The sequence below is a fragment of the Streptomyces sp. NPDC107562 genome (assembly GCF_055657325.1).
In genome coordinates, this window is the sequence record NZ_JBVKBE010000008.1 from 318,602 (window position 1) to 343,533 (window position 24,932).

Consider the following 24,932-nt stretch of genomic DNA (forward strand, 5'->3'; position numbering starts at 1 on the left):
CACCGGGAGGTTCCCCTTATCGGTCAACGATTCGGTATGACCACGACGAATTCGTCACAGAGGACGTCTACGCCCCAAAAGCCTTGTCCTTGCCCTTCACCGGCTTCGCACCGGCGAGCAGGTGCGGCGGGACGAGATCACGGGCGGGCTCGCTGTAGCCGACGGAGACGATCCGGTCCCCCTCGTACGTGAAGGACGTCAGCGACGCGAGCGTGCACTGCCTGCGGCGCGGGTCGTGCCACAGACGGCGCTTCTCGACGTACGAGCGCAGGATCCAGATCGGCAGCTGATGGCTCACCAGCACCGCCTCGTGCCCCCGCGCCGCGTCCTTCGCCGCGTCCAGGGCGCCCATCATCCGGATGACCTGCTCGACGTACGGCTCGCCCCACGACGGCCGGAACGGGTTGACCAGGTGCTTCCAGTTCCCGGGGCTGCGCAGCGCGCCGTCCCCCACACCGAAGGTCTTGCCCTGGAAGACGTTGTCGGCCTCGATCAGCCGCGGGTCTGTCGCCAGGTCCAGCCCGTGCGCCTTGGCGATCGGCGTCGCCGTCTCCTGCGCCCGCTCCAGCGGCGAGGCGACGACGTGGGTGACGTCACGGCTGGAGAGGTGCTCGGCGACCCGGTCGGCCATCTGCCGCCCCAGCTCCGACAGGTGGTACCCGGGCAGCCGCCCGTACAGGACCCCGTCCGGGTTGGCGACCTCGCCGTGCCGCATCACGTGGACGACGGTGATGTCCCGCGCGCTCATGCGGTGGCCTCCGCCGCCGCGCGGGCCGCCGCCGGGAGGGCGTCGGCGATGCGCTGCACCGCGCGCTCGTCGTGCGCGGTGGAGACGAACCAGGACTCGAAGGCGGAGGGCGGCAGATAGACGCCGCCCGCCAGCATGGCGTGGAAGAACGCGGTGAACCGGTACGACGCCTGCGCCTTGGCGTCCTCGTAGTCGCGCACGGCGCGGTCGGTGAAGAACACCGAGAACATGTTGGAGGCGCTCTGCACGGTGTGCGCGACGCCCTCCTTCGCGAGCGCCTCGCCGACCAGCGCCTGGATCTGCCGCGACACCTCGTCGACCTTGGTGTACGCCGCGTCGTCCAGGAGCCGCAGCTGCGCGAGGCCGGCGGCGGTGGCCACCGGGTTCCCGGACAGGGTGCCGGCCTGGTAGACGGGGCCGGCCGGGGCGAGGTGCGCCATGACGTCCGCCCGCCCGCCGAACGCGGCGGCGGGGAAGCCACCGCCCATCACCTTGCCGAAGGTCATCAGGTCGGGCACCACACCGTCGACGCCGAACCATCCGGAGCGGCTGGTCCGGAAGCCGGTCATCACCTCGTCGGAGACGAAGAGCGCCCCGTTCTGCGCACACGCGTCCTTCAGGCCCTGGTTGAAGCCCGGCGCCGGCGGCACGACGCCCATGTTGCCGGGGGACGCCTCGGTGATCACGCACGCGATCTCGCCGGGGTGGGCATGGAAGGCGGCGTGCACGGCCTCCAGGTCGTTGTACGGCAGAACGATGGTGTCCCCGGCCTGGGCCCCGGTGACGCCCGGGGTGTCCGGCAGCGCGAAGGTCGCCAGACCGCTGCCCGCGGCGGCGAGCAGGGCGTCGACGTGCCCGTGGTAGCACCCGGCGAACTTGATCACCTTGGACCGCCCGGTGAACCCACGGGCGAGGCGGATCGCGGACATGGTCGCCTCGGTCCCGCTGGAGACCAGCCGCACCTGCTCGACCGGCCCGACCCGCCCGACGATCTCCTCGGCCAGCGCCACCTCGCCCTCGCCGGGCGTCCCGAAGGACGTGCCGCGCGCGACCGCCTCCTGGACGGCGGCGATCACCTCGGGGTGCGAGTGCCCGAGGATCATGGGGCCCCAGGAGCAGACCAGGTCGACGTACTCGCGTCCGTCGGCGTCCGTCAGATACGGCCCGCTGCCGGACACCATGAAGCGGGGCGTACCGCCGACGGCGCGGAAGGCACGCACCGGGGAGTTGACGCCGCCGGGCGTGACGGCGGCCGCACGGTCGAATAGAGCCTGCGAGACAGGCGCTTCGTATGAATAGGGCAGTTCGCTCATGACGTGCGACTTCTCCGACTTCTCGGACTTCTCGGACTTCCGGTTGCCACTGACCTCCTCAGGGTAGGACGCGGCACCTCGTGATCGATCCTCCTGCACCCCGTCCGTCTGCGAAACTGAGACCTGATACACACAGCTCCTGCGGGGCACGGCGATCAGGGGCTGCGAAGATCCTGCGGACAGGTGTTTCACCGCACGTTTCGGCGCGCGGCCGTGGGGGAGGTCACTGACACGATGATCGGGTTGCGCGGCGGGGGCCCCGCGTCCTAGAAAAGCAGTCGGGTGGAGATATGCATCGCGGTGGTGGACTGGGCGAGGGGACCGATGACCTGGGTCCTCGACGCGCCCGGCGGGGAAAGCACCGGCGCGAGGCGGAGGAATCGACCGAAGCCCGTCAGACACAGGGTGTGCCGAGTGAGTCCGAGCGGATCGACCGACTGCGGGCCGGGAGCAGGAATGGTGGTCGGGTGGGGGTGACGTACAAGTACTTCGGCGCGCCGGACGGTGCCACGGCGGCCCGCGTCCCGATCTCGATGCGCCCCGAGGAACTCGGCGGCGACGAACTCGGCATGAACGGCATGTTCACCAAGATCAAGCCGGAGACGATGGCCGCGATGGTGCTCACCGGCATCGAAGGCGTCCCCCTGCACAAGGTCCCCCCGCTCGAACTGGTCGTGCTGCACCCCGACTACGCGGTGGTCAAGCTCCCGATGACCGTCGTCGACCCGCTGCGCGGCATCGGCGAGGAAGCGGTGGGCGCGGCGGCCTTCATCTGGTCGACGGTCCCGGACCGGGGCGGCCCGCGGGACGCGTTCAACGTGTACCAACTGCTCCACGAGTGGCAGGACTTCTCGAAACGGCTGCACGAGGCGGGGCATCAGCCGTACTGCCTGGTCTGGCCCTGAGGCCGGACCTCAGGGCGCCGTTAGGGGCAGCGCGTCGGTGTAACCGTTCGTCGGCCTGGCGATCCGCTCGACCGTCCGGGCGTCCAGCGCGGCCTCGGCCGACCTGGTGCCGAGGGTGCCGGAGGGGTGCCAGGTCCCGGTCAGGGTCACCCACTGGTCGGCCGGCGGGGCCGGGACGCCGTGCACGCGGACCCGCAGCGACTGGGCGTCCGCCGCGCAGCAGCTCAGCATCAGCCGGGTCAGGTACCAGCCGTTCCGGACAGGCGTGGCGAAACCCGTCAGCTGGACGGTGCGTCCCTTGATCGCCCGCTCACGGTCCTGCTGCACGCGCTGCGTGAAGTCGGTGAGGGTCATCGGCAGCGGCGACGTCGCCGGCAGCGGGTCGAAGTGGTCCTCCTCCGCCAGCGCCTTGGGGGCCTCGCGGGACGCGGTGAAGGCGCCGAGGGCCGGCGGGGCGTAGAAGAGCAGGCTCAGCGCGGGGAGCAGCAGCAGCCAGGCGACCCTGGGCGTGCCGGAGTGGTTGTGGTGAGCGTGGTGCTCGTCGTCGCCTTCGCCGCCCTCGCCTCCGTGGCCGTCGTGGTCGTGCGCACCGGGGGCGCCGTCCCTGCGCCTGCCCCACCACGCCTCCGCGGCCGCCAGCGCCAGCAGCAGCACCCCCGACGCGATCAACAGCGGCCTCATGCCCTCCTTGACGTAGCGCAGGTAGAGGTCGGTGAAAAGGGAGGCGTGCAGGACGCCCGCGCCGCTCAGGGCGAGCAGGGTGATCTGGAGGGGGCGCTTCACAGGAGTACCGCTCCGATCAGTGCGCTGGACAGGACCGCCACGACCGTCGTGGCGGCGGAGAAGCGGAACGCGAAGGCCCGTCCGAACGTGCCGGCCTGGAGGGCGATCAGCTTCACGTCGACCATGGGCCCCACGACCATGAAGGTGAGCCGCGCGACCGGGGAGAAGCCGGTGAGCGAGGCCGCGACGAACGCGTCGGCCTCCGAGCAGACCGCGAGCAGGATGGCGAGCGCGGCCAGGAAGAGCACGGACAGCCACGGCGAGCCGGAGAAGGTCTCCAGCACGGACCGCGGGACCGCCACGTTGAAGGTGGCCGCCGCCATGGCCCCTACGACGAGGAAGCCGCCCGCGTGCAGGAAGTCGTGCTGGAAGCCGCGCCGGAACTCGCTCCAGCGGCTGTGCCCCGCATGGTGACCCGCGTGCCGGACGGCCGGTTTCAGCCATTCCGTCCTGCCCAGTGCCAGCCACAGCCAGCCCATCACCACCGCCGTGACGAGCGAGGCGAGCAGTCGGGCCAGCACCATCTCCGGGCTGCCGGGGAACGCGACCGCAGTGGCGGTCAGCACGATCGGGTTGACGGCGGGCGCGGACAGCAGGAACGCGAAAGCGGCGGCCGGGGTGACGCCGCGGCCGATGAGGCTGTTCGCGACCGGCACCGAGGCGCACTCGCAGCCGGGCAGGACGACACCGGCGGCCCCCGCGACCGGCACGGCCAGCGCCGGCCGCCTGGGCAGCAACCGCTGGAACACCCGCGCCGGCACGAACGCGTTGATCGCGCCCGACAGCGCCGTACCGAGCAGCAGGAACGGCAACGCCTGCACGGTGACGGCCAGGCACACCGTCCGCCACGCCTGGACGGCGGGCTCGTCGCCCCACCGTCCCGCGGCGACGAGCAACGCACCGGGCAGCAGCGCGGCGGCCAGCAGGAGAAGCGGCCAGTGCCGCGGCCAGGAGGATGCGACCACGGCAGTGCGCCGCGCACCGCCGGCCTCCCTTTCCCCGTCCTGTGCACCCGCCACGTCCCCATGCGGGGCGAGGTGTTCCGTCTTCTGCATCAAGACTCCGCGCGTCGGCTGATCGCAGCGACGATAGCGGGCGGCGTACGGCCCCCCGCCGCCCGGTGTCGTGCGGCGGGGGGCCGTACCGGCCGGACTAGCCGGCGGACGGACCCTGCTGGATGCGGGCCTCGCCCGCGTCGGTACGGAAGACGTAGGCCCAGGCGGAGCCTGTGCCTGCGGTGTAGGTGAAGGCCGTCGGGTCGGTGGCCGACCGCTCGGTGCCGGCCTGCTGCCAGGCGCTCCACGTGCCGAAGGAACCCTGGACGGTCTCGCGGCTGGTGTGGATCGTTCCGTCCGTTCCGCGTGCGACGACCTCGGTGAAGCCGGTCACCGGGTCGATGACGGCGGACGGGGCGCCGGTGGCGGTGAGGTCGCCGACCTGGGTCCAGGTGGCGGGGAAGGCCGCCCCTTCCCTCGCCTGCACCATGCTGACGATCTTGCCGCCGGTGGACCGGGCGAAGACACCGAGCCGGTAGCCGGGGTACACGACCACCGCCGGAGTGTGGCCGACCTTCAGCTCACCGAGGTCGGTCCAGGTACCGGCCACGCCGTCCTTGACCGTCGCGGTGCGCAGCTGTCCGGTGCCGTCGGTGCCGAAGAGCTGGATGCCGTCGCGGACGGTGACGGCCGTCAGCGGTCCGGCGAAGCCTTCGCCGTCGAGCCTGATCCAGCCCATGAAGTCCACGTTGGGCCGCTGCTGGGCGCGGTTCCAGGGCCTGCCGTCGGCGTCGACGGCGAACTGCACCAGCACGCCGTCGGGCCGCTCGGCGGTGACCGGGTGCCCCTTCATCGCGCCGGCGAGGTCGACCCAGTTGCCCCAGGACGCGCTGTCCGCGGCGTGCCGGCGCCACCAGGTCCGGCTGTTGACGTTCTGGACGGTCAGTGCCACCGCCCCGTCGGGCTGCTCGGCGAGCTGCGGCGTGCCGGAGAACGACTCGGTGGCCGGGCCCGTCGTCCACTGGACGGAGGTGAAGTCGGCCGGGTCGGCCTGCCGGCCGTTGACGAGGCGGCCCTGGCCGTCGGTGTAGGCGTACTCGATCGCACCGGTGGACGTCTGCAGGACGTCGGCGGGTCCGGTGCGGTCCGCGTCGATCGCGGGGGACTCCGGCGTGGGGTCGGCCCGCAGGCCGCAGGCGTCCGGGGCACCGCTCACGCTGGTGTAGCCGGCCCAGTGGGTGCCGGAACCGATCAGGAGGTTGTAGACCCCGTCGAAGTTCCCGGACGGCTCGTGGTAGCGGTAGTGGCGCACCTCGCCGCCTGCCTTGACCCGCACGAGCACGTCGCCGCCGAAGGACGTGATGCTCTTCGAGTCCCGCCAGTCGGCCCAGCTGACCGTGGTGTGACGCTGGAGCCAGCGCTCGCTCTCGAAGTCGTAGCGTGAACGCAGCAGATGACCGGTCGCCGAGTCGATCCCGTACAGCACCCCGTCGTCGGTGGCGACGATGTGGCTGTAGCGGCCCCAGCCGGAGTCGATCTTCTTGTTGCCGGCCGGGTTCCAGCTGTCGGTGGCGCTGGTGTACTGGACCCACCGCAGGTCGCCGCCGCCGTCGACGTGCCAGATGTGGCCGCCGCGGTCGACGCTGATCTCGTTGCGGTTCTCGGGCAGACGGTACGTGGTGAACCCGGTGCTGATCTTCCGGTGGTGCACGTCCCACACGCCCGTGGAACCGACGCGGTGGCTGAAGTAGAGGCCGTCGTCCTTGATGCCGTAGAAGCCGGCGCTCGGGCCGGCCAGGACGCGGGGGTACTGGTTCCAGCCGGAGTCGATGGTGGAGGCCTCGGGGACGGTGGCCGTGCCGTTGGCGGGGTCGCCCACGTTGCGGCGCAGGAGGCTGCCGGCCGTGGTGACGGAGTAGAGGGCGCCGGTGGTGGTGCAGGACGGGCCGACGTTGGCGTTGATCCAGTTGCGCGCCTTGTCGATGCGGATGCCGATCGCGCCGGTACGGGTCTCGGTCTCGTCGGTGCCGAAGCAGCCGCCCTGCCAGGAGCGGCTGTTGATGCCGACCAGCTGCACCGTTCCCCCTGCCTCGCGGAAGGCGGGGCCGCCGGTGTCGCCCTTGCAGACGGCGACGCCGTCCTTGCCGGTGATGCCGACCTCGGCGGCGCTCACCGAGTCCACCGTGAAGGTGCCGGTGTGCAGGCGCAGCGGAGCCCACTCCGTCTTGGTGCGGCCGTATCCGGCGACCCGCAGCTCCTCCCCCGCCGCGGGCGCGGTGGCGCTGAGAGCGACGGGGGTGATGCCCGTGACAGGGGTGGCGAGCTTCGCGAGTACGAGGTCCTGGTCCGGGTGCGGAACGAGCTGGACGACGTCGCGCACCTGACCGGTCGTGGTGGTCAGGTCGGTGCGGCCGACGGTGGCGGTCGTCGGCAGCGCGGGCGCGCCCGCCGGCACGTCGAGGCTCACGGCCGGGTTCTCGGCGAAGCAGCCGGCGGCGGTGAGCAGCCACTGCGCGTACACCAGCGCGCCGGAGCAGGCGCGTCGCCCGTCCCCGATGTCCAGGCGGGCGGTGAAGGCGTGGGCGTTGTCCGCCGCGGCCGCGCCGGACACGGCCTGGGCCGGGGCGGCGAACACCGTCATCGGGGCCGTCGTGAGAGCCGCGGTGAACGCGGCCAGGGTGGAGAGGCGGATGCTACGAGGTCTGGGCATGTCCGTTTCCTTGAGGCGGGGTCGCGGGACCGGGCGGCTCGGGAGCGCCGGCTTCGTGAAGTGGGGTGGTCACGGGGCTACTTGGCGGTGACGATCTCCACGAGCATGTGCCGGCGCCCGTCCGGGTCGGTGCCCTCCCCGACCGGCGTCCAGGTGTTCTTGTCGATCTCGTAGGTGTTCTCCTCGGTGCCGACGGTCATACTGACCTCGGTCTGGTAGCTGTTGCCCTTGACGGCGTAGACCGCGGGCACCTCCAGGCTCAGATGGCCCTCGTTCCCCGTGACCCGGAAGCAGATCTTCTCCTGGTTGCGCGCCGACACCTCCAGCAGTCCGGCCGGACCGCAGTCGGCGAGGACGATGTGTCCGTCACCGCGCTTGAGGACGAATCCCCGCTCCTGCTGGATTTTGTCGGCCTGCGGATACGCGAAATCCTCCACCGCGTATCCCGGGGCTTCATCGGCCACGGCGCGCACCGGGACGGTCTCCGATTCGCCGGGAGCTCCTATCGTGTGAGCCAGCCCCGCGAGACCGACGGCGACACCGGCGGCCACCATCCGGGAAAGCACTCTCATAAATGTCCCTCGCCTTGGGTTCATGACACTGCCGGAACGGCAACTGACCATCGCAGCAAGCCGCGTTGACGAGCAGTTGGCCGGACCGGCCCGCAATCCTGACACCCGCACACACCGCAAACAACAGTGATCCGAGCCACACACTTCCGACCCGAAAACACGAATTCCAAGGTGAACACCCGATGAAAACGGAATTCCCCCTTCAGGCATCGGAAAGGACACTGAAGTTGGCCAAGTGTCGATTGTGCAGTCGTGACGAGCCGGTGAGGATCAATTCGACATGCAAGGACCTGGCCACCACTGAGGGTCAGTCAAATTTGGGAGAAAACGCGTTGAATGCCAGATTAAGAGCCGTGCCGTGGTGGCACGGTGTCATGGCGACGCTCATGGCCCTGGCGATGGTGCTGGGCATCGATCTGCGTCCCGCCACGGCGGCGGACGGTCCACCGGAGTACTCGCGAGCCGACGTGCTTCTGCAATGGGAGTACGGCGGCCCGGGCGTACGGCGGGCGGCCGAAGCAGTGCTGCTGGGCTCGGACGCCGACATCGAGACGTTCCTGGACGTGGATCTGCCGGCCCTCCAGGTGGAGGACATGCGGGTCGAGGTGGCGCAGATCATGGCCCTGGGCGGTCCCGGTGTGCGCGAGGCGGCCGACACCGCCCTGAGCGGCGGGGCCACGGAGCTGCAGGCCTTCCTGGACGGCGGTTTCACCAGGCCGTACGAGGACGACATGCGGGTGTCGGTGGCGCAGGTCATGGCGTTCGGCGGTCCCGGCGTCAAGGAGGCGGGCAGCGCGGCGTTGAACGGCACGCCGGACGACTGGGACGCGTTCCTGAAGGAAGGCCAGTACCGGGCCCGCGAGGACGACAACCGGGTCCAGGTCGCCCGTCTGATGGCCACCGGCGGCCCGAACGTGAAGTTGCTCGCAGGCCAGGCCCTGGACGGCACGGCCGAGGACGTCCAGCACTTCCTGGACCACGGGTGGGAGGTTGCCGCCGCACGCGACCAGGAGTCGCTCACCGTCACCCAGCTGGCCCAGCTCGCCGACAAGGCACAGAAGCAGGCCAAGGAGCTGACCGAGACCGCCAAGGAGGAGGCGGCCAAGGCGGAGGCCGCGACCAACGCGGCCAAGCAGGCGGCGCAGGTCGCGGCACAGGAGGCGCTGGCGGCCAAGGACTCGGCGGGCAAGGCGGCTGCCGCCGCGTCCCGGGCGGCGGCAGCCGCGAACCGGGCGGCCCAGTCGGCCCGCACGGCGGTGTCCGCCGCCGCGGCCGCGAACGCGGTCGCACGGGTGGCCGCCGCCGCCGCGGCCCAGGCGGCCTACGCCGCGAGCCAGGCCGGAAACGCGGCGTCCACGGCCAGATCCGCCGCTGCCTCTGCGGCGGGCGACGCCAACCGAGCCCAGCAGGCACGGGAGGCCGCGCAGAAGGCGAACGCCGCCGCGTCGGGAGCCCGGAAGGCGGCCGACGCCGCCGACCAGGCCGGCATCGCAGCCGAGAACGCCGCGAAGGCCGCCGGAGCCGCGGCCAGTGCGGGCGCCAACGCGGCTGCGGCTGCGGCCGCGGCCGCCGACGCCGGCCGCTGGGCCGGTGAAGCGGGCGCCAAGAGCGACGAGGCGCAGACGGCGGCGGCTCAGGCCAAGCGACTCGCCGACCGGGCCACGCGGGCGGCCAACGCCGCCCAGGCCAACGCGAACCAGGCCGCCACCGCCGCGCGTCAGTCACGGGACGCGGCCAACGACGCCGCCGCGCACGCCGAGGCCGCGGCGATCGCGGCGAACAAGGCGGCCGACGAGGCGGGCAAGGCGGTGGACGCCGCCAAGGAGTCCACCGCCGCGGCGAACGCGGCCACCCAGGCCGCCAACAACGCGCTGACCGCGGCCACGCGCGCCTCCGACGTGGCGGAACTGGCCCGTAAGGCCGACGCCGAGCGGCTGGCACAGCAGCAGGACGAGGCCGTCTTCGCCGCCGAGGAGGCCAACCGGGCGCACGAGGCCCGTGGGGCCGCCGCCCAGTGGGAGGTCGGCCGTCTCCAGGAGCTCGACTCGCAGACGCGGACGCTGCTGGCCGAGGCCGCGGCGGCGTCCGACCCGGCCGTCACCGCCGCCAAGGGGCGGCAGGCCGCCGTCAACATGCTGGGCAACGGCGGAAGCTGGGTGAAGGACGCCGCCGAGGCAGCGCTGTCCGGCACCGACGAGGACGTGGCCGAGTTCGTGCGCACCCGGCTGGCGGTGGCCCTCGAACAGGACGACCGGGCCGGCGTGGCGCACATCGCCGCGACCAGCCGGATCCCCGCGCAGCGGCAGGCCGCCCTCGACGTGCTGGACAAGCCGGTCGAGCAGGTGCGGGAGTTCCTGCGCACCCGCGCCTACCCGGGCAAGGACGACGACGACCGGGTCGCCGTCGCCAGGCTCGCGGCAGAAGGCGGTCCGGGCGTGCGGGCGGCGGCCGGCGAGGCGTTGGACGGAACCGCGGCCGACGTGGCGGAGTTCCTCGACGTCGGACAGTACCGGGCCCGCGAGGACGACGACCGCGTGGCGGTCACCCAGGCCCTCGCCACCGGTGGTCCGGAGGTACAGGCCGCGGCACAGGCCGTGCTGTCCGGTCCACCGTCCGGGCTGCGCCCCTTCCTGGAGATCGGGCTCCACAAGGCGCGTCAGCGGGATGCCGACGCTGCCGCCCACGTCGCCGGGATCAACGCCCTGCTGCTGGCCGCCCACAAGTCGGCGTCGCTCGCCCACAAGAACGCCGCCGACGCCCAGAAGGTCGCCGCGGAAGCCCGCAAGGACGCCGCCAAGGCCGTGGAGTGGGCGAACAAGGCCAAGGCGTCGTCCGACCAGGCCGACGAGTACGCCCAGCAGGCCGACGCGTCCGCCGACGAGGCGGCGTCGTCCGCCGAACGTGCCGCGCAGTCCGCGCGGACAGCCAGGGAGGCGGCCGCGGCGGCGCGGCAGGACGCCCAGTCGGCGGCCCGCTCCGCGGAACGCGCCCAGCACTCCGCGAGCGTCGCCTACGGCTACTCCGTCGAGGCCAACACCTCCGCCTACAACGCCGGTGTCTCCGCCGAAGCCGCGGGCCAGGACGCCGACGCCGCGGCGAAGGCCGCGACCGCGGCCATGAGGACCGCGGCCGACAAACTGGTGGCGGAACTGAAGGCGCAGATTCAGCAGGAGGCGCAGGAACCCAGCAAGCCGCTGTCCGACGAGGAACTGCGCAACGCTCTCGAGAAGCGCCTGGTCCAGTACCGCGGCAATCTCCTGGAGGACGGCGACCTCAAGCCGGGCGAGGTGCTCCTGGTCTGCGGCGGTGACGGCGCCGGTGGCATGGGATGCATCAGCACCACGTATCTCGACCGCCTGATCGCCTGGTACGTGGGTGCCGAGGAGATCGAGAAGTGCCTCACGGACAAGAAGCCCTCGTGTCTGAAGGGCCTCGCTCTCAGCGCGCTGAAGCTGAAGATCCTGAAGAAGACGACCTGCGGGAGGAGCAGCTTCGCCCCGGGCACCCGAGTCCTGATGGCCGGCAACCGGACCAAGGCGATCGAGGACGTCCGGGTCGGCGACCGGGTCATGGCCACGGACCTCGCGTCCGGCCGTACCGAGGCGAAGGGCGTCCGGGTCACCCTCACCGGTACGGGCCGCAAGAACCTCGTGGACGTCACCGTCGCCGGTCCTGGCGCACGGACCGGCGGCACGGTCGTGAGCACCGACAACCACCCCTTCCGGGTGATCGGCGGGAAGAACGCCTGGCGCGACGCCGCGCACCTCACATCTGGTGACCGGCTGCGCACCCCCGCCGGTCCCCCGGCACGGGTCGGCGGGACCAGAGCGTGGACCGCGCCCGAGCAGCGCGTCCACAACCTGAGTGTCGCCGACTTCCACACGTACTACGTGCTGGCCGGCGCCACCCCCGTCCTGGTGCACAATTCGAGTTGCCCGATCGGCTTCACGGACGACACGGTCGGGGACGCCTTCACGGGTATGAACAAGGGCGGCGGTCATGCCATCCGGTACCTGATCAAGGACGGTCTGATCCCCAACAAGGGAAGTGTCGCCTCCCAGGTCAAGTACCTTCAGGACAACTTCTCGCAGATCCTGACCTCACCGGAGAAGACGTTCGACTGGAAGGTCGGCGACACGCAGGCCAAGGGATTCGCGAAGCGGGTCAACGGCAAGGTGGTGGTGATGTTCGTGGCGAAGGAAGGGCCGTACCAGGGCAAGCTCCTCACCGCGATGGTGCCCGGTGCCAAGAACATGACGAAGTGGGGCCTGTGGTGACTTCCCTCGAGGACGCCATCTCCTGGAGCGGCCCCGCGGTCGTCGTCCTCTTCACGCTGGGCCGTCGCGAAGCCCGGCTGGAACCGGACGACTTCGAGGTGGCGGGGAGTCCGCGTCCGGACGAGGTCGCGTTCTTTCCGGTCGCCCCCGAACCAGGGGGGAGACGGGCGGTGATCCAGGAGTACGACCTCACCTTCCAGGACACCGACCAGGACTTCGCCCCCTACCTGCGGCAGTGTCTGCGGAAGGCCGCCGCGCACGCCGAGGGCATCGCGTGGGTGGCGTTCGAGGGCACCTTCCACTTCGACCACCTCTTCACCGAGGACGTCGCGGGCCAGATCTACGGCTACTGCGTGGCGGGGGGCGACCCCGTGGTCGCATGGGATCCCGCGACCCTGAAGAGCGCTGACTGGAGGCGGGAGATCAGAGCAGTGCGAGCTGTCCTGGACCGGGACTTCCCGGTCGACGCAACCGAATGACGGATGCCGGTGCCTCCCCTTGAGCGCTCTCACGGGGAGGCACCGGCTTTCCGGACGACTTCGGGACGACTTCCCGACAGCGGCGGTCGATCGGGGTCGTCAAGCGCCGCCCCCCACCGTGAACCCGATCACCGCCCCGCCCCCCTCCCGCCGCCAGGCGAACGGCGCGCCCCCGTGCGCGAGTGCCACCTCCCGCACGATCGACAGGCCCAGCCCCGATCCCGGCAGGGACCGGGCGTCCGCGGCCCGGTAGAAGCGGTCGAAGACGCGGTCCAGGTCGCAGTCGGCGACGCCGGGCCCCCGGTCGTGCACCTCCACCCGGATCGTCCCCGGCCGTGCCGGGCCGGAGACCACGATCTCGATGGGGGCGGTGCCGCCGGCGTCGAACTTCGCCGCGTTCTCCACCAGGTTCGACAGCGCCCGGGTCAGCATCCCCGGCCGCCCCTGCGTCGTCGTGTCGCCGCTCGCGCGGACCTCGATCCGGCGTCCGGTGCGCCGTCGCGCGAGGCCCGCGACATCCTCCGCGAGGGCGGTGACATCGACCTGCTGCGGCGGCTCGGCGTCCGACTGCCCCGCGGCCAGGTCCACCAACTCGTTGACGAGGTCGGTCAGTTCGCGCGCCTCCTGGGCCAGGTCGGCGACCAGTTCCTCGCGCGTCCCGGGCGGCAGCTCGTCGATGCGGCGCAGCAGGGAGATGTTCGTCCGCAGGGAGGTCAGCGGCGTACGCAGTTCGTGCCCGGCGTCCTGCACCAGCCGCCGCTGGTCCTCCTCGGACTGGGCCAGCCGGCCCAGCATGCGGTCGAAGGCCCGGCCGAGCCGTCCCACCTCGTCGCTGCCGGTCACGGGCACGTCGATACCGAGCCGCCGGGTGCGGGCCACCGCCTCCGCCGCCGACGTCAGGATGACCAGCCGCCGGGTGATCCGCCGCGCCAGCCACCAGCCGAACAGGCCCGCCCCGACCACCACCGCCGCCATCAGCAGCAGCGTCCGCTGCTGGAGCGCGCGCAACAGGTCCTCGGTGTCGCTGAACTCCTGCGCCACCTGCACCGCGCCCCGGCCGCCGCCCAGCGAGACGGTCGCGACCCGGTAGACGTCGTCCCCGACGTCGACGTCCTTGTGCTGGGCGAGCGTCCCGGCCCGCACCGCGCCCGCGACGCCCCGGTCGGCGACGGTGACCGGCAGCCCCGGACTGCCCGGGTCGACGACACGGCCGTCCGGTCCGAGGACCTGCACATCGGTACGGGCGGGCCGGACGAAGTCGTGTCCCGGCGCGGACGAGAAGTCCTCCGGGGTCATCCGGCGCTCGCTCACCTCGCCCCGCAGATCCTGCACGACCTCGTCGAACACCGACTGCTGGTCGACCCGGACCAGCCGCGCGGCGGCGCCGTAGGACAGGATGCCGACGAGCACGGTGACGACCGCGGTCACGGTCGCGAAGGACACGGCGAAGGTCGTCCGCAACGACACGAGCCGCGGTCGCCACCGCCCCGCCGAGCCGGCCGACCCGCCCGCCCCCGCCGCCGTGCGGCGTCGCCACCGCCCGCCCGCCGGAGAGCCGGGCCCGGCCTCGGCACCGGCCTCGGCACCGGCCTCGGCACCGGTCTCGGTCCCGTGCCCCGTCCCGTGCCCCGTCCCGGCACGCAGGCGGCCCCCGACCGTCGCCCCCGCCCTCCGCAGGCGGCCCACTCAGTCCTCCCGCAGCACGTAACCCACCCCGCGCACGGTATGGATCAGCTGTGGCGCCCCCGGCTCGTCCAGTTTCCGGCGCAGATAGCCGACGTACACGGCGAGGTTCTTCGAGCCCGGCCCGAAGTCGTAGCCCCAGATCCGGTCGTAGATCGTGGAGTGGTCGAGCACGATGCCCTCGTTGCGCACCAGCAGCTCCAGCAGCTCGAACTCCGTGCGCGTCAGCTCCAGCTCCCGCTCGCCGCGCCAGGTCCGTCGCGCCTGCGGATCCATCCGCAGCCCGGCCGCCTCCAGGTACCGCGCGGGCAGCGGCACCCGCTCCGGCGCCTCGACGGCGACGGGCCCGCCCGCCGTGCGCCGCAGTAGGGCCCGCAACCGCGCGAAGACCTCCTCGACGTCGAAGGGCTTCACGACATAGTCGTCGGCGCCCGCGTCCAGCCCCGCGATCCGGTCGGCCGTCTCCACGAGCGCCGTCAGCATGAGGATCGGCGTCCGGTCCCCCTCGGCGCGCAGCACCCGGCAGACCTGGAGACCGTCGATCCCCGGCATCATCACGTCCAGCACCAGCACGTCCGGGGGCGTGCGATGCGCCTGCGCCAGCGCCTCGACGCCGTCGGCGACCGCGGTGACCCGGTAGCCCTCCAGGGTCAGGGCCCGTTCCAGGGCGTTGCGGATGGCACGGTCGTCCTCGGCGAGCAGCACTGTCTGGGGCACCCGTCCAGTGTGGCAAAGCGGGGCGCTGCCACGACCGGGCGGGCGAGCGGCCCTCGCTCTCTTACTGGCCTCTCACCCGCCCGGAACAGCCGAGACGCCCCCGGCGGCACCCCGACCGCCCTCGTCGGCCACGCCTACCCGGCCGGCCGCAGCGCGGCGAGCTGCTGCTCGAACGGGACCACCTCGGCCCCGTCGAACACGGCGGCGGCCGACGTGCCCGAGGAGACCTCCGCGCGGGCCGGCCTGCCCAGGGACAGCCCGGTCATCAGCCGGACCAGTTCGCCCGCCGCCCGCTCCACGCGCTCGTCCAGCCCCTCCGCACCCCAGTCCTCCGAGGCGGCGTACACGCCGGTCGGGACGACGATCGCCTTCAGATAGGCGAAGAGCGGGCGCAGGGCGTGCTCCAGCACCAGCGAGTGGCGTGCCGTACCGCCGGTCGCCGCGATCAGCACCGGCTTGCCCGCCAGCGCCTCGGGGTCGATCACGTCGAAGAACGACTTGAAGAGCCCGCTGTACGACGCCGCGAACACCGGCGTGACCACGATCAGCCCGTCCGCCTCCGTGACCGCATCGAGCGCGGCGGACAGTTCCCGGCCGGCGAACCCGCCCGTGAAGTTGTGCGCGATGTCCACGGCGAGCTCACGCAACTCCACCACCCGCACCTCGACCGGCGCGTCGGCCGGCGCCTGCCGTTGCGCGGCCGCGGCCAGCCGGTCGGCCAGCAGCCGGGTGGACGACGGGACACTCAGCCCCGCCGAGACGACGACGAGCTTCATGCCGCACTCACCCCTTCCTCGGCCTTCCCGGCACCTTCCTGGGCCTTGAGCAGCGAGGCGTGCACCGGCGCGTCCGGCACGTCCGCCGGCCGCCCCTTGGCGAACTCCTCGCGCAGCACCGGCACGACCTCCTCGCCCAGCATGTCGAGCTGCTCCAGCACGGTCTTCAGGGGAAGGCCGGCGTGGTCCATCAGGAACAGCTGTCGCTGGTAGTCACCGGCGTACTCGCGGAAGCTCAGCGTCTTCTCGATCACCTGCTGCGGCGAGCCCACGGTCAGCGGGGTCTGCTCGGTGAAGTCCTCCAGCGAGGGCCCGTGCCCGTAGACCGGCGCGTTGTCGAAGTACGGACGGAACTCACGCACCGCTTCCTGCGAGTTCTTCCGCATGAACACCTGCCCGCCGAGCCCGACGATCGCCTGCTCGGGCGTGCCGTGGCCGTAGTGGGCGTACCGGGTCCGGTACAGCTCGACCATCTGCTTGGTGTGCTCGGCCGGCCAGAAGATGTTGTTGTGGAAGAAGCCGTCGCCGTAGTAGGCGGCCTGCTCGGCGATCTCGGGGGACCGGATCGACCCGTGCCACACGAACGGGGGCACTCCGTCCAGCGGTCGCGGAGTCGACGTGAATCCCTGCAACGGCGTGCGGAACTTGCCCTTCCAGTTCACGACGTCCTCGCGCCACAGCCGGTGCAGCAGGGCGTAGTTCTCGATGGCGAGGTTGATGCCCTGCCGGATGTCCTGCCCGAACCAGGGGTAGACCGGGCCGGTGTTGCCGCGCCCCATCATCAGATCCATCCGCCCGTCGGCCAGGTGCTGGAGCATCGCGAAGTCCTCGGCGATCTTCACCGGGTCGTTCGTGGTGATCAGCGTGGTCGAGGTGGAGAGGATCAGCCGCTCGGTGCGCGCCGCGATGTAGCCGAGCATCGTCGTCGGCGACGAGGGCACAAAAGGCGGGTTGTGGTGCTCGCCGGTCGCGAAGACGTCGAGGCCGACCTCCTCGGCCTTGAGCGCGATGGCGACCATTGCCTTGATCCGCTCGCGCTCGGTCGGCGTACGGCCCGTGGTGGGGTCCGGGGTGACGTCCCCGACGCTGAAGATCCCGAACTGCATGGTCGCTCAACCTCCAAGTTGTTGACGGTTCAACTATACCTGGAGAACTCCCACCCGCGACCCCCTATTCCCTCCCCGTCCACGCACCCCCTGTCAGCCCGTGGGAGAGGCCCACCGCGGATCCCGCCCGGTCCGCCCGAGCAGCCGCTCGAACGCCGGAGCGTCGTCGGCCACCGGCACCGGGTCCCCGAACACCCCCGTCGCCCGAGCGGTCGGCGCCAGCGCGGCGACGGTACGGGTGAGCTGCGCCACCACCACCGCCGGCGCGGCCTCCTCGTCCCCGGCCGGGCGGGCGCCCGTGGCCCTGGACAGGTCCCACCCGTGCACGGTCAGATCGAGCAGCGCCATCGAGGCGACCAGCGGCGCGGGCATCCGCCACGCCCCCGCCGTGCCCTCCAGCGCGCCCGGCGCCGCCCAGGCCGCCACGAGCGCGTCGGCCTCGCCCGCGAACCGCTCCCGCCAGTCCGGCCCCTCGCCGACCCGGTCGGGAGTGCCGGAGAAGTCCGCCGTCCCCTTGGCGGCCAGCTTCTGAAACTCCACGACCACCTGGAAGAGATGGTTGACCAGGGCCTTCACGTCGTAGTCGGCGCAGGGCGTCGGAGCGGCGAGCGCAGCGTCGGGCAGCGCCCGCACCACCGACACGGCCCGCTCCCGCGCCATGCCCAGGAGAGCGTCGATGCCGTACCCGCCCACGTTCCCGCTGTTCGTCTCCATGCCCCGACCGTAGGGACGCCGGAACCCGCCCCGCTTGAACAAACGCGACGTACCATCCCGCCATGGCCGCACCCCGCCGCGACACCCGAGGGATCGTCGACCCGGCGGGGCTGCTGACCCGCGTCCGGTTCCGCCGCCACCGGCCTGCCGAGCCGCTGCGCCGGTACGTCGAGACCTACTGGTTCATCGACTGGGACCTGCCCGAGCCCTACGCCTCACGCGTCGTGCCGCACCCCTCGGTGAACCTCACCTTCCAGTGGGACGAGGCCGAGGGACCGCCCTACGGCGAGGTGACGGGCATCCCGCGCGGCCTCTACACCAGGAAGCTGACCGGACGGGGACGCGTCTGCGGAGTGAAGTACCGCCCCGGCGGCTTCCGTCCCTACGCGCCCGGCGCACCGGCGTCCCGTTGGACCGGCCGCACACTGACCGCCGAGGAGGTCTTCGCGGCCGCCGGTCCCGGCACCGCCGCCTCGATCCTGTCGTCCCCGCGGGACGAGGTCCGGCGGGCCGCCCTCGACGCCTTCCTCCTCGCCCTCACCCCGGCACCGGACCCCCAGGCCGACCTCGCCATGGACCTCGTCGAGGCCATCCGCGCCGACCGCACCGTCCGCCGGGTCCAGGACTTCGCCCGCGCGCACGGCATGTCCGTACGCGCGCTGCAACGACTCTTCTCGGGACACGTCGGAGTGGGCCCGAAGTGGGTCGTCCTCCGCTACCGCCTCCACGAGGCCCTGGAGCTCGCCGCCACCCGCCACGACGTCGACTGGGCCGGCCTCGCCGCCGACCTCGGCTACGCCGACCAGGCGCACCTCGTACGGGACTTCACCAGCACGGTGGGCACGACACCGACGGCGTACGCGGCGAGCGCGCGGGCGGCCACGGCGACGGCGCCCTGAGCCTCGTAGCCCCGCCCCGGCATGCGAGGCTGCCCTCATGCTCGTCCTGCGCTCCGCCGCCCTCTTCCTCGTCGCCGCACTCCTCGAGATCGGCGGCGCCTGGCTGGTCTGGCAGGGCTGGCGCGAACAACGCGGCTGGCTCTGGATCACGGGCGGCGTCCTCGCCCTCGGCGCCTACGGCTTCGTCGCCACCTTCCAGCCGGACGCCCACTTCGGCCGCATCCTCGCCGCGTACGGCGGCATCTTCGTCGCCGGTTCGATCGCCTGGGGCATGGTCGCGGACGGCTACCGCCCCGACCGCTGGGACATCACCGGCGCCCTGATCTGCCTGACCGGCATGGCAGTAATCATGTGGACCCCCCGAGGAACCTGACCCCCACCCCCAGGCTCGCGGCAACCTGCCCCAGGGGCGCGGGGAACCTGCCCCAGGGGCGCGGGGAACCTGCCCCAGGGGCGCGGGAATCTGCCCCAGGGGCGCGGGGAACTGCGCAAATCCCCCCACGACCCGCAGCCATCCCCATCCGCAACCCCCCACCCTCCCCAGGGGCGCGGGGAACTGCGCGAACACCCCCACGACCCGCAGCCATCCCCATCCGCAACCCCCCACCCTCCCCAGGGGCGCGGGGAACTGCGCAAACACCCCCACCACCCCGCAGCCACCCCCATCCCCATCCCCCCACGACCCATATCCTTGACCCCGAACAACCGCCCCACCCGCACCACACCCACCCCGCCGAGGAGACCCCCCATGGCCCCGTCCCGCATCGCAGTGGTCACCGGCGCGAGCAGCGGAATCGGCGCCGCGACCGCCCGCAGACTGGCGAGCGACGGCTACCGGGTCGTCCTCACCGCCCGCCGCAAGCCCCGCATCGAAGCGCTGGCCGAGGAGATCGTCGCGACGGGCGGCAAGGCCACCGCCTACGCCCTGGACGTCACGGACCGCGCGGCGGTCGACGAGTTCGCGACCGCCTTCAAGACGATCGCCGTCCTGGTCAACAACGCGGGCGGAGCACTGGGCCTGGACCCGGTGGCCACCGGCGACCCGGCGGACTGGCGGCAGATGTACGAGACGAACGTCCTCGGCACCCTCAACCTCACCCAGGCCCTGCTCCCCCAGCTGATCGCGAGCGGCGACGGCACCGTGGTGGTCGTCTCCTCCACCGCCGGCCACGGCACCTACGAGGGCGGCGCCGGCTACGTCGCCGCCAAGCACGGCGCCCACGTACTCGCCGAGACCCTCCGTCTGGAGATCCTCGGCGAGCCCGTCCGGGTCATCGAGGTCGCCCCCGGCCTGGTCAGGACCGAGGAGTTCGCCCTGACCCGCTTCGGCGGCGACGAGGAGCGCGCGGCCAAGGTCTACGAGGGCGTCCCCGACCCCCTGACCGCCGACGACGTGGCCGACACCATCAGCTGGGCGGTCACCCGCCCCAGCCACGTCAACATCGACCTCCTGGTCGTCCGCCCCCGCTCCCAGGCCTCCAACACCAAGCTGCACCGGGAGAGCTGAGCCCGGCTCAGCCCTTCACGCAGACGACCTGCTTCAGCTTGGCGACGACCTCCACCAGGTCCCGCTGCTGGTCGATGACCTGCTCGATCGGCTTGTAGGCACCGGGGATCTCGTCCACCACACCGGAGTCCTTGCGGCACTCCACCCCCCGCGTCTGCTCCTCCAGGTCCTTGGTGGAGAAGCGCCGCTTGGCGGCGTTGCGGCTCATCCGCCGGCCGGCGCCGTGCGAGGCCGAGTTGAAGGACTTGTCGTTGCCGAGGCCCTTCACGATGTACGAGCCCGTGCCCATCGAGCCCGGGATGATCCCGTACTCCCCGGACCCGGCCCGGATCGCGCCCTTGCGGGTCACGAGCAGGTCCATGCCCTCGTACCGCTCCTCCGCCACGTAGTTGTGGTGGCAGGAGATCTCCCGCTCGAACGTCGGCTTCGCCTTCTTGAACTCCTTGCGGACCACGTCCTTCAGGAGCGCCATCATGAGCGTGCGGTTGTACTTGGCGTACTCCTGCGCCCAGAACAGGTCGTTGCGGTACGCCGCCATCTGCGGGGTGTCCGCGACGAAGACGGCGAGGTCGCGGTCGACCAGGCCCTGGTTGTGCGGGAGCTGCTGCGCGACGCCGATGTGGTGCTCGGCGAGTTCCTTGCCGATGTTGCGCGAACCGGAGTGCAGCATCAGCCACACCGCACCGGTCGAATCCACGCAGACTTCGACGAAATGGTTGCCCCCACCCAGCGTTCCCATCTGCTTGACGGCCCGCTCCTCGCGGAACTTCACCGCCTCGGCCACACCCCCGAAGCGCCCCCAGAAGTCGTCCCACCCGCCGGTGGCGAGCCCGTGGAAGCGTCCCGGGTCGACGGGGCTGTCGTGCATGCCCCGGCCCACCGGGATCGCCGCCTCGATCTTCGACCGCAGCCGCGACAGGTCCCCCGGCAGGTCGCCCGCCGTCAGGGAGGTCCGCACCGCGGACATCCCGCAGCCGATGTCGACGCCGACCGCGGCCGGGCAGACGGCGCCGCGCATCGCGATCACCGAGCCGACCGTCGCGCCCTTGCCGTAGTGCACGTCCGGCATGACCGCGAGCCCCTTGATCCAGGGCAGGGTCGCCACGTTCCGCAGCTGCTGGAGTGCCCCCTCCTCGACCGTGGCGGGGTCGGTCCACAGACGGATGGGTACCTTCGCGCCCGGCATCTCGACGTACGACATATCGCCCTCATTCCCCCCGGAAGATTTAAAAAGCCATGAAACGCAAAACCGGCGCCAAGGTCGACGTAAAGGACAACGGACCGGCGTTCACGGCAGTGCGTGCGATACACATTGTCTCCAGGGGGAGACCGGCGACGGCAAGCGATTAACCAGCGAGAGGAGCCTGACCGTGCAGCGGAAGGCGTACGTATCCGGCGTCGCCGCGGTCCTCGCGGCCCTGCTGGCCGGCTGCACCGGCGGTTCCGACGGCGGCGACACCACGGACAGCTCCAACTCCGACCACGCGGGCGCGGCGACGGCGGCCGCCGAGCCCGGCCGTTACCGCAACCTCCCCGAGCCCTGCGGCGCGGTCCGCGCGGACACCCTCGACTCCCTCCTCCCCGGCATCCGGGAACTCGCCGACGAGGAGCAGCGCGAGCAGGCCCACGAGGGCGAGCCCACCCTCACCTACGACAACGACCGCAAGGTCGGCTGCCGTTGGAAGGTCGAGTCCGCCTCGGCGACGAACCATCTCTTCGTCGATTTCGAGCGGGTGGTGTCGTACGACAACGCGGTCAGCGACGACGACCAGGCGCGGGAGCTGTTCGCGGCCGGCCGCGAGGCGGCGGACCTGCCCGAGCCCACGGCGACGGAGACGCTCTCCCCCACGGGCACGCAGTCCCCTTCCGGCACGCAGTCGCCGTCGGGGACGGGCACCCCCTCCGGGAGCGGCGCCCCGAACGCCGCCGGCACCCCGTCGGGCACCCCGTCCGGCACCACCTCCGGCACCCCCGGCGGCACGTCGAGCCCGACCGCCACCCCGACCGCCCTCCAGCCCCGCGTCCTCGACGACCTCGCCGACGAGGCCTTCCTCGACGACGAGCTCAGCAGCTCCGGTTCGACGGCCAAGCAGCGCACGGTGACTGTGGCGTTCCGCACGTCGAACGTCATCGTGACCATCGAGTACGAGGAGCAGCCGGCGACCGTCGGAGTCGCCCCGGACAGCAAGGAAATGCAGGACAGGGCCCGGAAACTGGCGGCGCAGCTGGCCGACTCGCTCGCCGAGTAGCGCTTCTTCGCGCCCCGCGTGAAGCGACCGAACCGAGTCCGCACACTTTCCTCACCGCGTACCGTGACCCCTCGGACCCGTTACCCGAGCGTCACGAGTGAAGGAACCATGCAGCGACGAGCACAGCGAGCCGACCAGCCCCAGCAGCGACCCCGCCGCGTCTCCCGCGTCCTCGTCGGCGCGGCGGCCGTCCCCGTGATGCTGATCGCCGCCGGCTGCTCCTCGGACTCCGGATCCGGAGGCGACGCCAAGCAGGCGTCCGAGAGCCCGGCGGGCGCCTCCGCGAGCCCCTCGCCCACCGTGGAGGCGGCGGCGTACGCGAAGCTGCCCGAGCCCTGCTCGGTGCTGACGAAGAAGACGCTGGAGGATCTCGTCCCGGAGGCGGGCAAGTCCGGCAAGGAAGGCAACTCGGACGATGTGTCGGTCCGGGCCGGCTGCTCCTGGGACAGTCTCGACAACAACGGCGTCAAGGGCTCCCAGTTCCGCTGGCTGAACGTCTCGCTGCTGCGCTTCGAGTCCGACGCCGCACGCGGCGCGGGCGAGCAGCGGGCGCGGGAGTACTACGACAAGCAGGTCGTCGACGCCAGGTCGGTCGCGGGCGCCAAGAACACGAAGACCGAGCAGGTCGAGGGCACCGGCGACGAGGCGGCGGCCGTGCGCTACGACCTGAAGAAGAAGGAAGGCGCCTTCAAGCAGCAGACGGTGGTGACGCGCGTCGAGAACGTCGTCGTCACCGTCGACTACAACGGCGCGGGCCTGGCCGGTGAGAAGACGCCCGACGCCGCCGATCTGATGAAGGCGGCGCGGAAGGCGGCCAAGGAGGCGGTGGCCGCGGTCACGAAGGCGAACGGGGCGGACGCCTCGGCGGCCCCGGACAGCCCCAGGTCGCCGTCCAAGTCCCCGTCCAAGTCGTCCACGTCGTCGTCCAAGTCGCCCTCGAAGACCGGCAGTTCGGCCACGTCCGCGGCGAAGAGGAGCTGATCCGGAAGGTCCGGAGGATCACCGGCAGCCACCGGAAGAGTCACGGATGGGCTGACGTACACGGTCCGGCCACCCGTTCCTCGGACGCATGTGCCACCCTGTTGGGCGCGCAACAAGACGCAGTAGGAGGGGAATACGGGTGGCCGCGCCACTACAGCTGACACGGATGCACCGCGTTCTCATCGGCGTGGTCGTCTTCGGTGCCGTGATCATCGCGGGCATCGGTTTCGCGGGGTCGTACGCAGCCGTACGCACCCTCGCCCTGAAGAAGGGCTTCGGGGACTTCAGTTACGTCTTCCCCATCGGCATCGACGCGGGTATCTGCGTACTGCTGGCCCTGGACCTGCTCCTCACCTGGATCCGCATCCCCTTCCCGCTGCTGCGCCAGACGGCCTGGCTGCTGACGGCGGCGACGATCGCCTTCAACGGCGCGGCGGCCTGGCCGGACCCGCTGGGCGTCGGCATGCACGGCGTCATCCCGATCCTGTTCGTGGTCGCGGTGGAGGCGGCCCGGCACGCCATCGGCCGGATCGCGGACATCACGGCCGACAAGCACATGGAGGGCGTCCGCCTCACCCGCTGGCTGCTCTCCCCGGTGCCGACCTTCCTGCTCTGGCGCCGGATGAAGCTGTGGGAGCTCCGCTCCTACGACCAGGTGATCAAGCTGGAGCAGGAGCGCCTCGTCTACCAGGCCCGCCTGCGCTCCCGCTACGGCCGCGCCTGGCGCCGCAAGGCCCCGGTGGAGGCCCTGATGCCGCTGCGCCTGGCCAAGTACGGCGTCCCCCTCGCCGACACGGCCCCGGCGGGCCTGGCGGCGGCGGGCATCGAACCGGCCCTCATACCCCCGGCGCCGGTGCGGCAGCTGACGGCGGCGGACCCGGTGGCCGAGGTGGCGGCGGACGCGGCCCACGACGCCGAGGCCGCGGACGGTCGTGCCGCCGGGCCGGCCGAGGCGGCACCCGCCGGCGGTCGGCGTCCCGAGGGCGAGGGCCGGCCGCACGCGGAGCAGCCGGACCTCGTGCCCGCGCCGGACCAGAACCCCTGGCTCCAGGCCCGCGATCCCCAGACGATCGAGTACCACGGCGGCTACGACCCCACGTACGACCCGGAGGCCGCGTACGCCCAGTGGTACGAGGAGCAGCAGCGGGCCGAGCAGTACCAGCAGCAGTTCGAGGAGCCCCCGCCGGCCACCGAGCCGTCCCCCGAGGACACCGGCACCTTCCCCATCCCGGTCGGCCCGGGTCGCACCCGCGAACTGGGCGAGGGCGGCGGCACCCCGCCTCCCGACCTGACCGAGGAGGACTACTACCTGGTCTTCAAGAAGTCGATCGACGGCAGCTACCCGACCTCCGGCCAGTTCCGGGGCGACGTGGAGGCCACCTACGGCACCACGCTCCCGCAGCGTGAGGCCGAGCGCATGGTCAACCGCTTCACCAACCGCCACACCGCGGAGCTGCAGGAAGACCACATCGCCTGACACGCGTACGAGGGGGGCGCCCGGTTTCCACCGGGCGCCCC

At 72.0% G+C, this 24,932-nt stretch carries 21 protein-coding genes; 9 read left to right on the forward strand and 12 right to left on the reverse strand.

Translation table 11 applies throughout. The features are described from left to right. Positions 1–67: 67 nt before the first annotated feature. Both ACZ7LV_RS23570 and hemL read right to left on the reverse strand, forming a co-directional pair. Positions 68–748 carry a histidine phosphatase family protein gene (locus ACZ7LV_RS23570; protein ID WP_471941880.1) on the reverse strand — a complete coding sequence of 227 codons (681 nt, stop codon included), beginning with the start codon at positions 746–748 and terminating at the stop codon, positions 68–70. Beyond that, positions 745–2,061, reverse strand: a complete 1,317-nt coding sequence (gene hemL, locus ACZ7LV_RS23575) for a glutamate-1-semialdehyde 2,1-aminomutase (RefSeq protein WP_471941881.1) — start codon at positions 2,059–2,061, stop codon at positions 745–747. Before hemL ends, ACZ7LV_RS23570 begins: the two co-directional genes overlap by 4 nt. A gap of 290 nt (positions 2,062–2,351) precedes the next feature. Between hemL and ACZ7LV_RS23580 the strand changes: the two genes are divergently transcribed. Next, positions 2,352–2,966, forward strand: a complete 615-nt coding sequence (locus tag ACZ7LV_RS23580; RefSeq protein ID WP_401679377.1) for a hypothetical protein — start codon at positions 2,352–2,354, stop codon at positions 2,964–2,966. Positions 2,967–2,975: 9 nt separating this feature from the next. On the opposite strand, the gene ACZ7LV_RS23585 is transcribed toward ACZ7LV_RS23580, so the two are convergent. The 4 genes from ACZ7LV_RS23585 to ACZ7LV_RS23600 form a co-directional block, all read right to left on the reverse strand. After that, positions 2,976–3,749: a TIGR03943 family putative permease subunit gene (locus ACZ7LV_RS23585; RefSeq protein WP_471941883.1), complete on the reverse strand. Its 774-nt coding sequence runs from the start codon at positions 3,747–3,749 to the stop codon at positions 2,976–2,978. Next, the gene (locus ACZ7LV_RS23590) at positions 3,746–4,804 is read right to left on the reverse strand and encodes a permease (protein ID WP_471941884.1); all 1,059 of its coding nucleotides are present in this window, start codon (positions 4,802–4,804) and stop codon (positions 3,746–3,748) included. Before ACZ7LV_RS23590 ends, ACZ7LV_RS23585 begins: the two co-directional genes overlap by 4 nt. A gap of 97 nt (positions 4,805–4,901) precedes the next feature. Next, entirely contained in the window at positions 4,902–7,454 is a 2,553-nt protein-coding gene (locus ACZ7LV_RS23595; RefSeq protein ID WP_471941886.1) for a tachylectin-related carbohydrate-binding protein, read from the reverse strand. Positions 7,455–7,531: 77 nt separating this feature from the next. Next, a complete protein-coding gene (locus ACZ7LV_RS23600) occupies positions 7,532–8,026 on the reverse strand; it encodes a hypothetical protein (RefSeq protein ID WP_471941887.1) in 495 nt (164 codons plus the stop codon). 374 nt (positions 8,027–8,400) lie between these two features. Here ACZ7LV_RS23600 and ACZ7LV_RS23605 point away from each other — a divergent pair, with 374 nt between their 5' ends. Continuing rightward, positions 8,401–12,303 (forward strand): polymorphic toxin-type HINT domain-containing protein, encoded by a 3,903-nt coding sequence (locus ACZ7LV_RS23605; protein WP_471941888.1) that lies wholly within the window; start codon positions 8,401–8,403, stop codon positions 12,301–12,303. Next, entirely contained in the window at positions 12,300–12,782 is a 483-nt protein-coding gene (locus ACZ7LV_RS23610; RefSeq protein WP_471941890.1) for a hypothetical protein, read from the forward strand. Before ACZ7LV_RS23605 ends, ACZ7LV_RS23610 begins: the two co-directional genes overlap by 4 nt. A gap of 99 nt (positions 12,783–12,881) precedes the next feature. On the opposite strand, the gene ACZ7LV_RS23615 is transcribed toward ACZ7LV_RS23610, so the two are convergent. From ACZ7LV_RS23615 to ACZ7LV_RS23635, 5 genes are all read right to left on the reverse strand, one after another. Continuing rightward, a complete protein-coding gene (locus ACZ7LV_RS23615) occupies positions 12,882–14,249 on the reverse strand; it encodes a HAMP domain-containing sensor histidine kinase (protein WP_471941969.1) in 1,368 nt (455 codons plus the stop codon). A 219-nt stretch (positions 14,250–14,468) separates the two neighbouring features. After that, the gene (locus tag ACZ7LV_RS23620; protein ID WP_471941891.1) at positions 14,469–15,182 is read right to left on the reverse strand and encodes a response regulator transcription factor; all 714 of its coding nucleotides are present in this window, start codon (positions 15,180–15,182) and stop codon (positions 14,469–14,471) included. Positions 15,183–15,316: 134 nt separating this feature from the next. After that, entirely contained in the window at positions 15,317–15,958 is a 642-nt protein-coding gene (locus ACZ7LV_RS23625) for a CE1759 family FMN reductase (protein ID WP_471941892.1), read from the reverse strand. Next, positions 15,955–17,064 carry an LLM class flavin-dependent oxidoreductase gene (locus tag ACZ7LV_RS23630; RefSeq protein ID WP_471941893.1) on the reverse strand — a complete coding sequence of 370 codons (1,110 nt, stop codon included), beginning with the start codon at positions 17,062–17,064 and terminating at the stop codon, positions 15,955–15,957. Before ACZ7LV_RS23630 ends, ACZ7LV_RS23625 begins: the two co-directional genes overlap by 4 nt. A 93-nt stretch (positions 17,065–17,157) precedes the next feature. After that, positions 17,158–17,778, reverse strand: a complete 621-nt coding sequence (locus tag ACZ7LV_RS23635; RefSeq protein WP_471941895.1) for a TIGR03086 family metal-binding protein — start codon at positions 17,776–17,778, stop codon at positions 17,158–17,160. Positions 17,779–17,840: 62 nt separating this feature from the next. Here ACZ7LV_RS23635 and ACZ7LV_RS23640 point away from each other — a divergent pair, with 62 nt between their 5' ends. From ACZ7LV_RS23640 to ACZ7LV_RS23650, 3 genes are all read left to right on the forward strand, one after another. Next, entirely contained in the window at positions 17,841–18,677 is an 837-nt protein-coding gene (locus tag ACZ7LV_RS23640; RefSeq protein ID WP_471941896.1) for a DUF6597 domain-containing transcriptional factor, read from the forward strand. A gap of 37 nt (positions 18,678–18,714) precedes the next feature. Next, positions 18,715–19,050 (forward strand): YnfA family protein, encoded by a 336-nt coding sequence (locus ACZ7LV_RS23645; RefSeq protein ID WP_471941898.1) that lies wholly within the window; start codon positions 18,715–18,717, stop codon positions 19,048–19,050. A 375-nt stretch (positions 19,051–19,425) separates the two neighbouring features. Next, positions 19,426–20,184, forward strand: a complete 759-nt coding sequence (locus ACZ7LV_RS23650; protein WP_471941900.1) for an SDR family NAD(P)-dependent oxidoreductase — start codon at positions 19,426–19,428, stop codon at positions 20,182–20,184. A 7-nt stretch (positions 20,185–20,191) separates the two neighbouring features. Here ACZ7LV_RS23650 and ACZ7LV_RS23655 read toward each other — a convergent pair whose 3' ends face one another. Next, positions 20,192–21,385 (reverse strand): RtcB family protein, encoded by a 1,194-nt coding sequence (locus ACZ7LV_RS23655; protein ID WP_471941902.1) that lies wholly within the window; start codon positions 21,383–21,385, stop codon positions 20,192–20,194. A gap of 169 nt (positions 21,386–21,554) precedes the next feature. On the opposite strand from ACZ7LV_RS23655, the gene ACZ7LV_RS23660 reads away from it, so the two are divergent. From ACZ7LV_RS23660 to ACZ7LV_RS23670, 3 genes are all read left to right on the forward strand, one after another. Then, the gene (locus tag ACZ7LV_RS23660; protein ID WP_471941903.1) at positions 21,555–22,433 is read left to right on the forward strand and encodes a DUF3558 domain-containing protein; all 879 of its coding nucleotides are present in this window, start codon (positions 21,555–21,557) and stop codon (positions 22,431–22,433) included. Positions 22,434–22,541: 108 nt separating this feature from the next. Next, a complete protein-coding gene (locus ACZ7LV_RS23665; RefSeq protein ID WP_471941904.1) occupies positions 22,542–23,414 on the forward strand; it encodes a DUF3558 family protein in 873 nt (290 codons plus the stop codon). A gap of 139 nt (positions 23,415–23,553) precedes the next feature. Continuing rightward, complete coding sequence (locus ACZ7LV_RS23670) at positions 23,554–24,891, forward strand: DUF2637 domain-containing protein (RefSeq protein ID WP_471941906.1); 1,338 nt, start codon at positions 23,554–23,556, stop codon at positions 24,889–24,891. Positions 24,892–24,932 lie beyond the last annotated feature (41 nt).

Coding starts and splice junctions, on each gene's coding strand:
- ACZ7LV_RS23570 (WP_471941880.1), bottom strand. CDS start 748: ATGAGCGCGCGGGACATCACCGTCGTCCACGTGATGCGGCACGGCGAG.
- hemL (WP_471941881.1), bottom strand. CDS start 2,061: ATGAGCGAACTGCCCTATTCATACGAAGCGCCTGTCTCGCAGGCTCTA.
- ACZ7LV_RS23580 (WP_401679377.1), top strand. CDS start 2,352: ATGCATCGCGGTGGTGGACTGGGCGAGGGGACCGATGACCTGGGTCCT.
- ACZ7LV_RS23590 (WP_471941884.1), bottom strand. CDS start 4,804: ATGCAGAAGACGGAACACCTCGCCCCGCATGGGGACGTGGCGGGTGCA.
- ACZ7LV_RS23595 (WP_471941886.1), bottom strand. CDS start 7,454: ATGCCCAGACCTCGTAGCATCCGCCTCTCCACCCTGGCCGCGTTCACC.
- ACZ7LV_RS23600 (WP_471941887.1), bottom strand. CDS start 8,026: ATGAGAGTGCTTTCCCGGATGGTGGCCGCCGGTGTCGCCGTCGGTCTC.
- ACZ7LV_RS23605 (WP_471941888.1), top strand. CDS start 8,401: ATGGCGACGCTCATGGCCCTGGCGATGGTGCTGGGCATCGATCTGCGT.
- ACZ7LV_RS23625 (WP_471941892.1), bottom strand. CDS start 15,958: ATGAAGCTCGTCGTCGTCTCGGCGGGGCTGAGTGTCCCGTCGTCCACC.
- ACZ7LV_RS23630 (WP_471941893.1), bottom strand. CDS start 17,064: ATGCAGTTCGGGATCTTCAGCGTCGGGGACGTCACCCCGGACCCCACC.
- ACZ7LV_RS23635 (WP_471941895.1), bottom strand. CDS start 17,778: ATGGAGACGAACAGCGGGAACGTGGGCGGGTACGGCATCGACGCTCTC.
- ACZ7LV_RS23640 (WP_471941896.1), top strand. CDS start 17,841: ATGGCCGCACCCCGCCGCGACACCCGAGGGATCGTCGACCCGGCGGGG.
- ACZ7LV_RS23645 (WP_471941898.1), top strand. CDS start 18,715: ATGCTCGTCCTGCGCTCCGCCGCCCTCTTCCTCGTCGCCGCACTCCTC.
- ACZ7LV_RS23650 (WP_471941900.1), top strand. CDS start 19,426: ATGGCCCCGTCCCGCATCGCAGTGGTCACCGGCGCGAGCAGCGGAATC.
- ACZ7LV_RS23655 (WP_471941902.1), bottom strand. CDS start 21,385: ATGTCGTACGTCGAGATGCCGGGCGCGAAGGTACCCATCCGTCTGTGG.
- ACZ7LV_RS23665 (WP_471941904.1), top strand. CDS start 22,542: ATGCAGCGACGAGCACAGCGAGCCGACCAGCCCCAGCAGCGACCCCGC.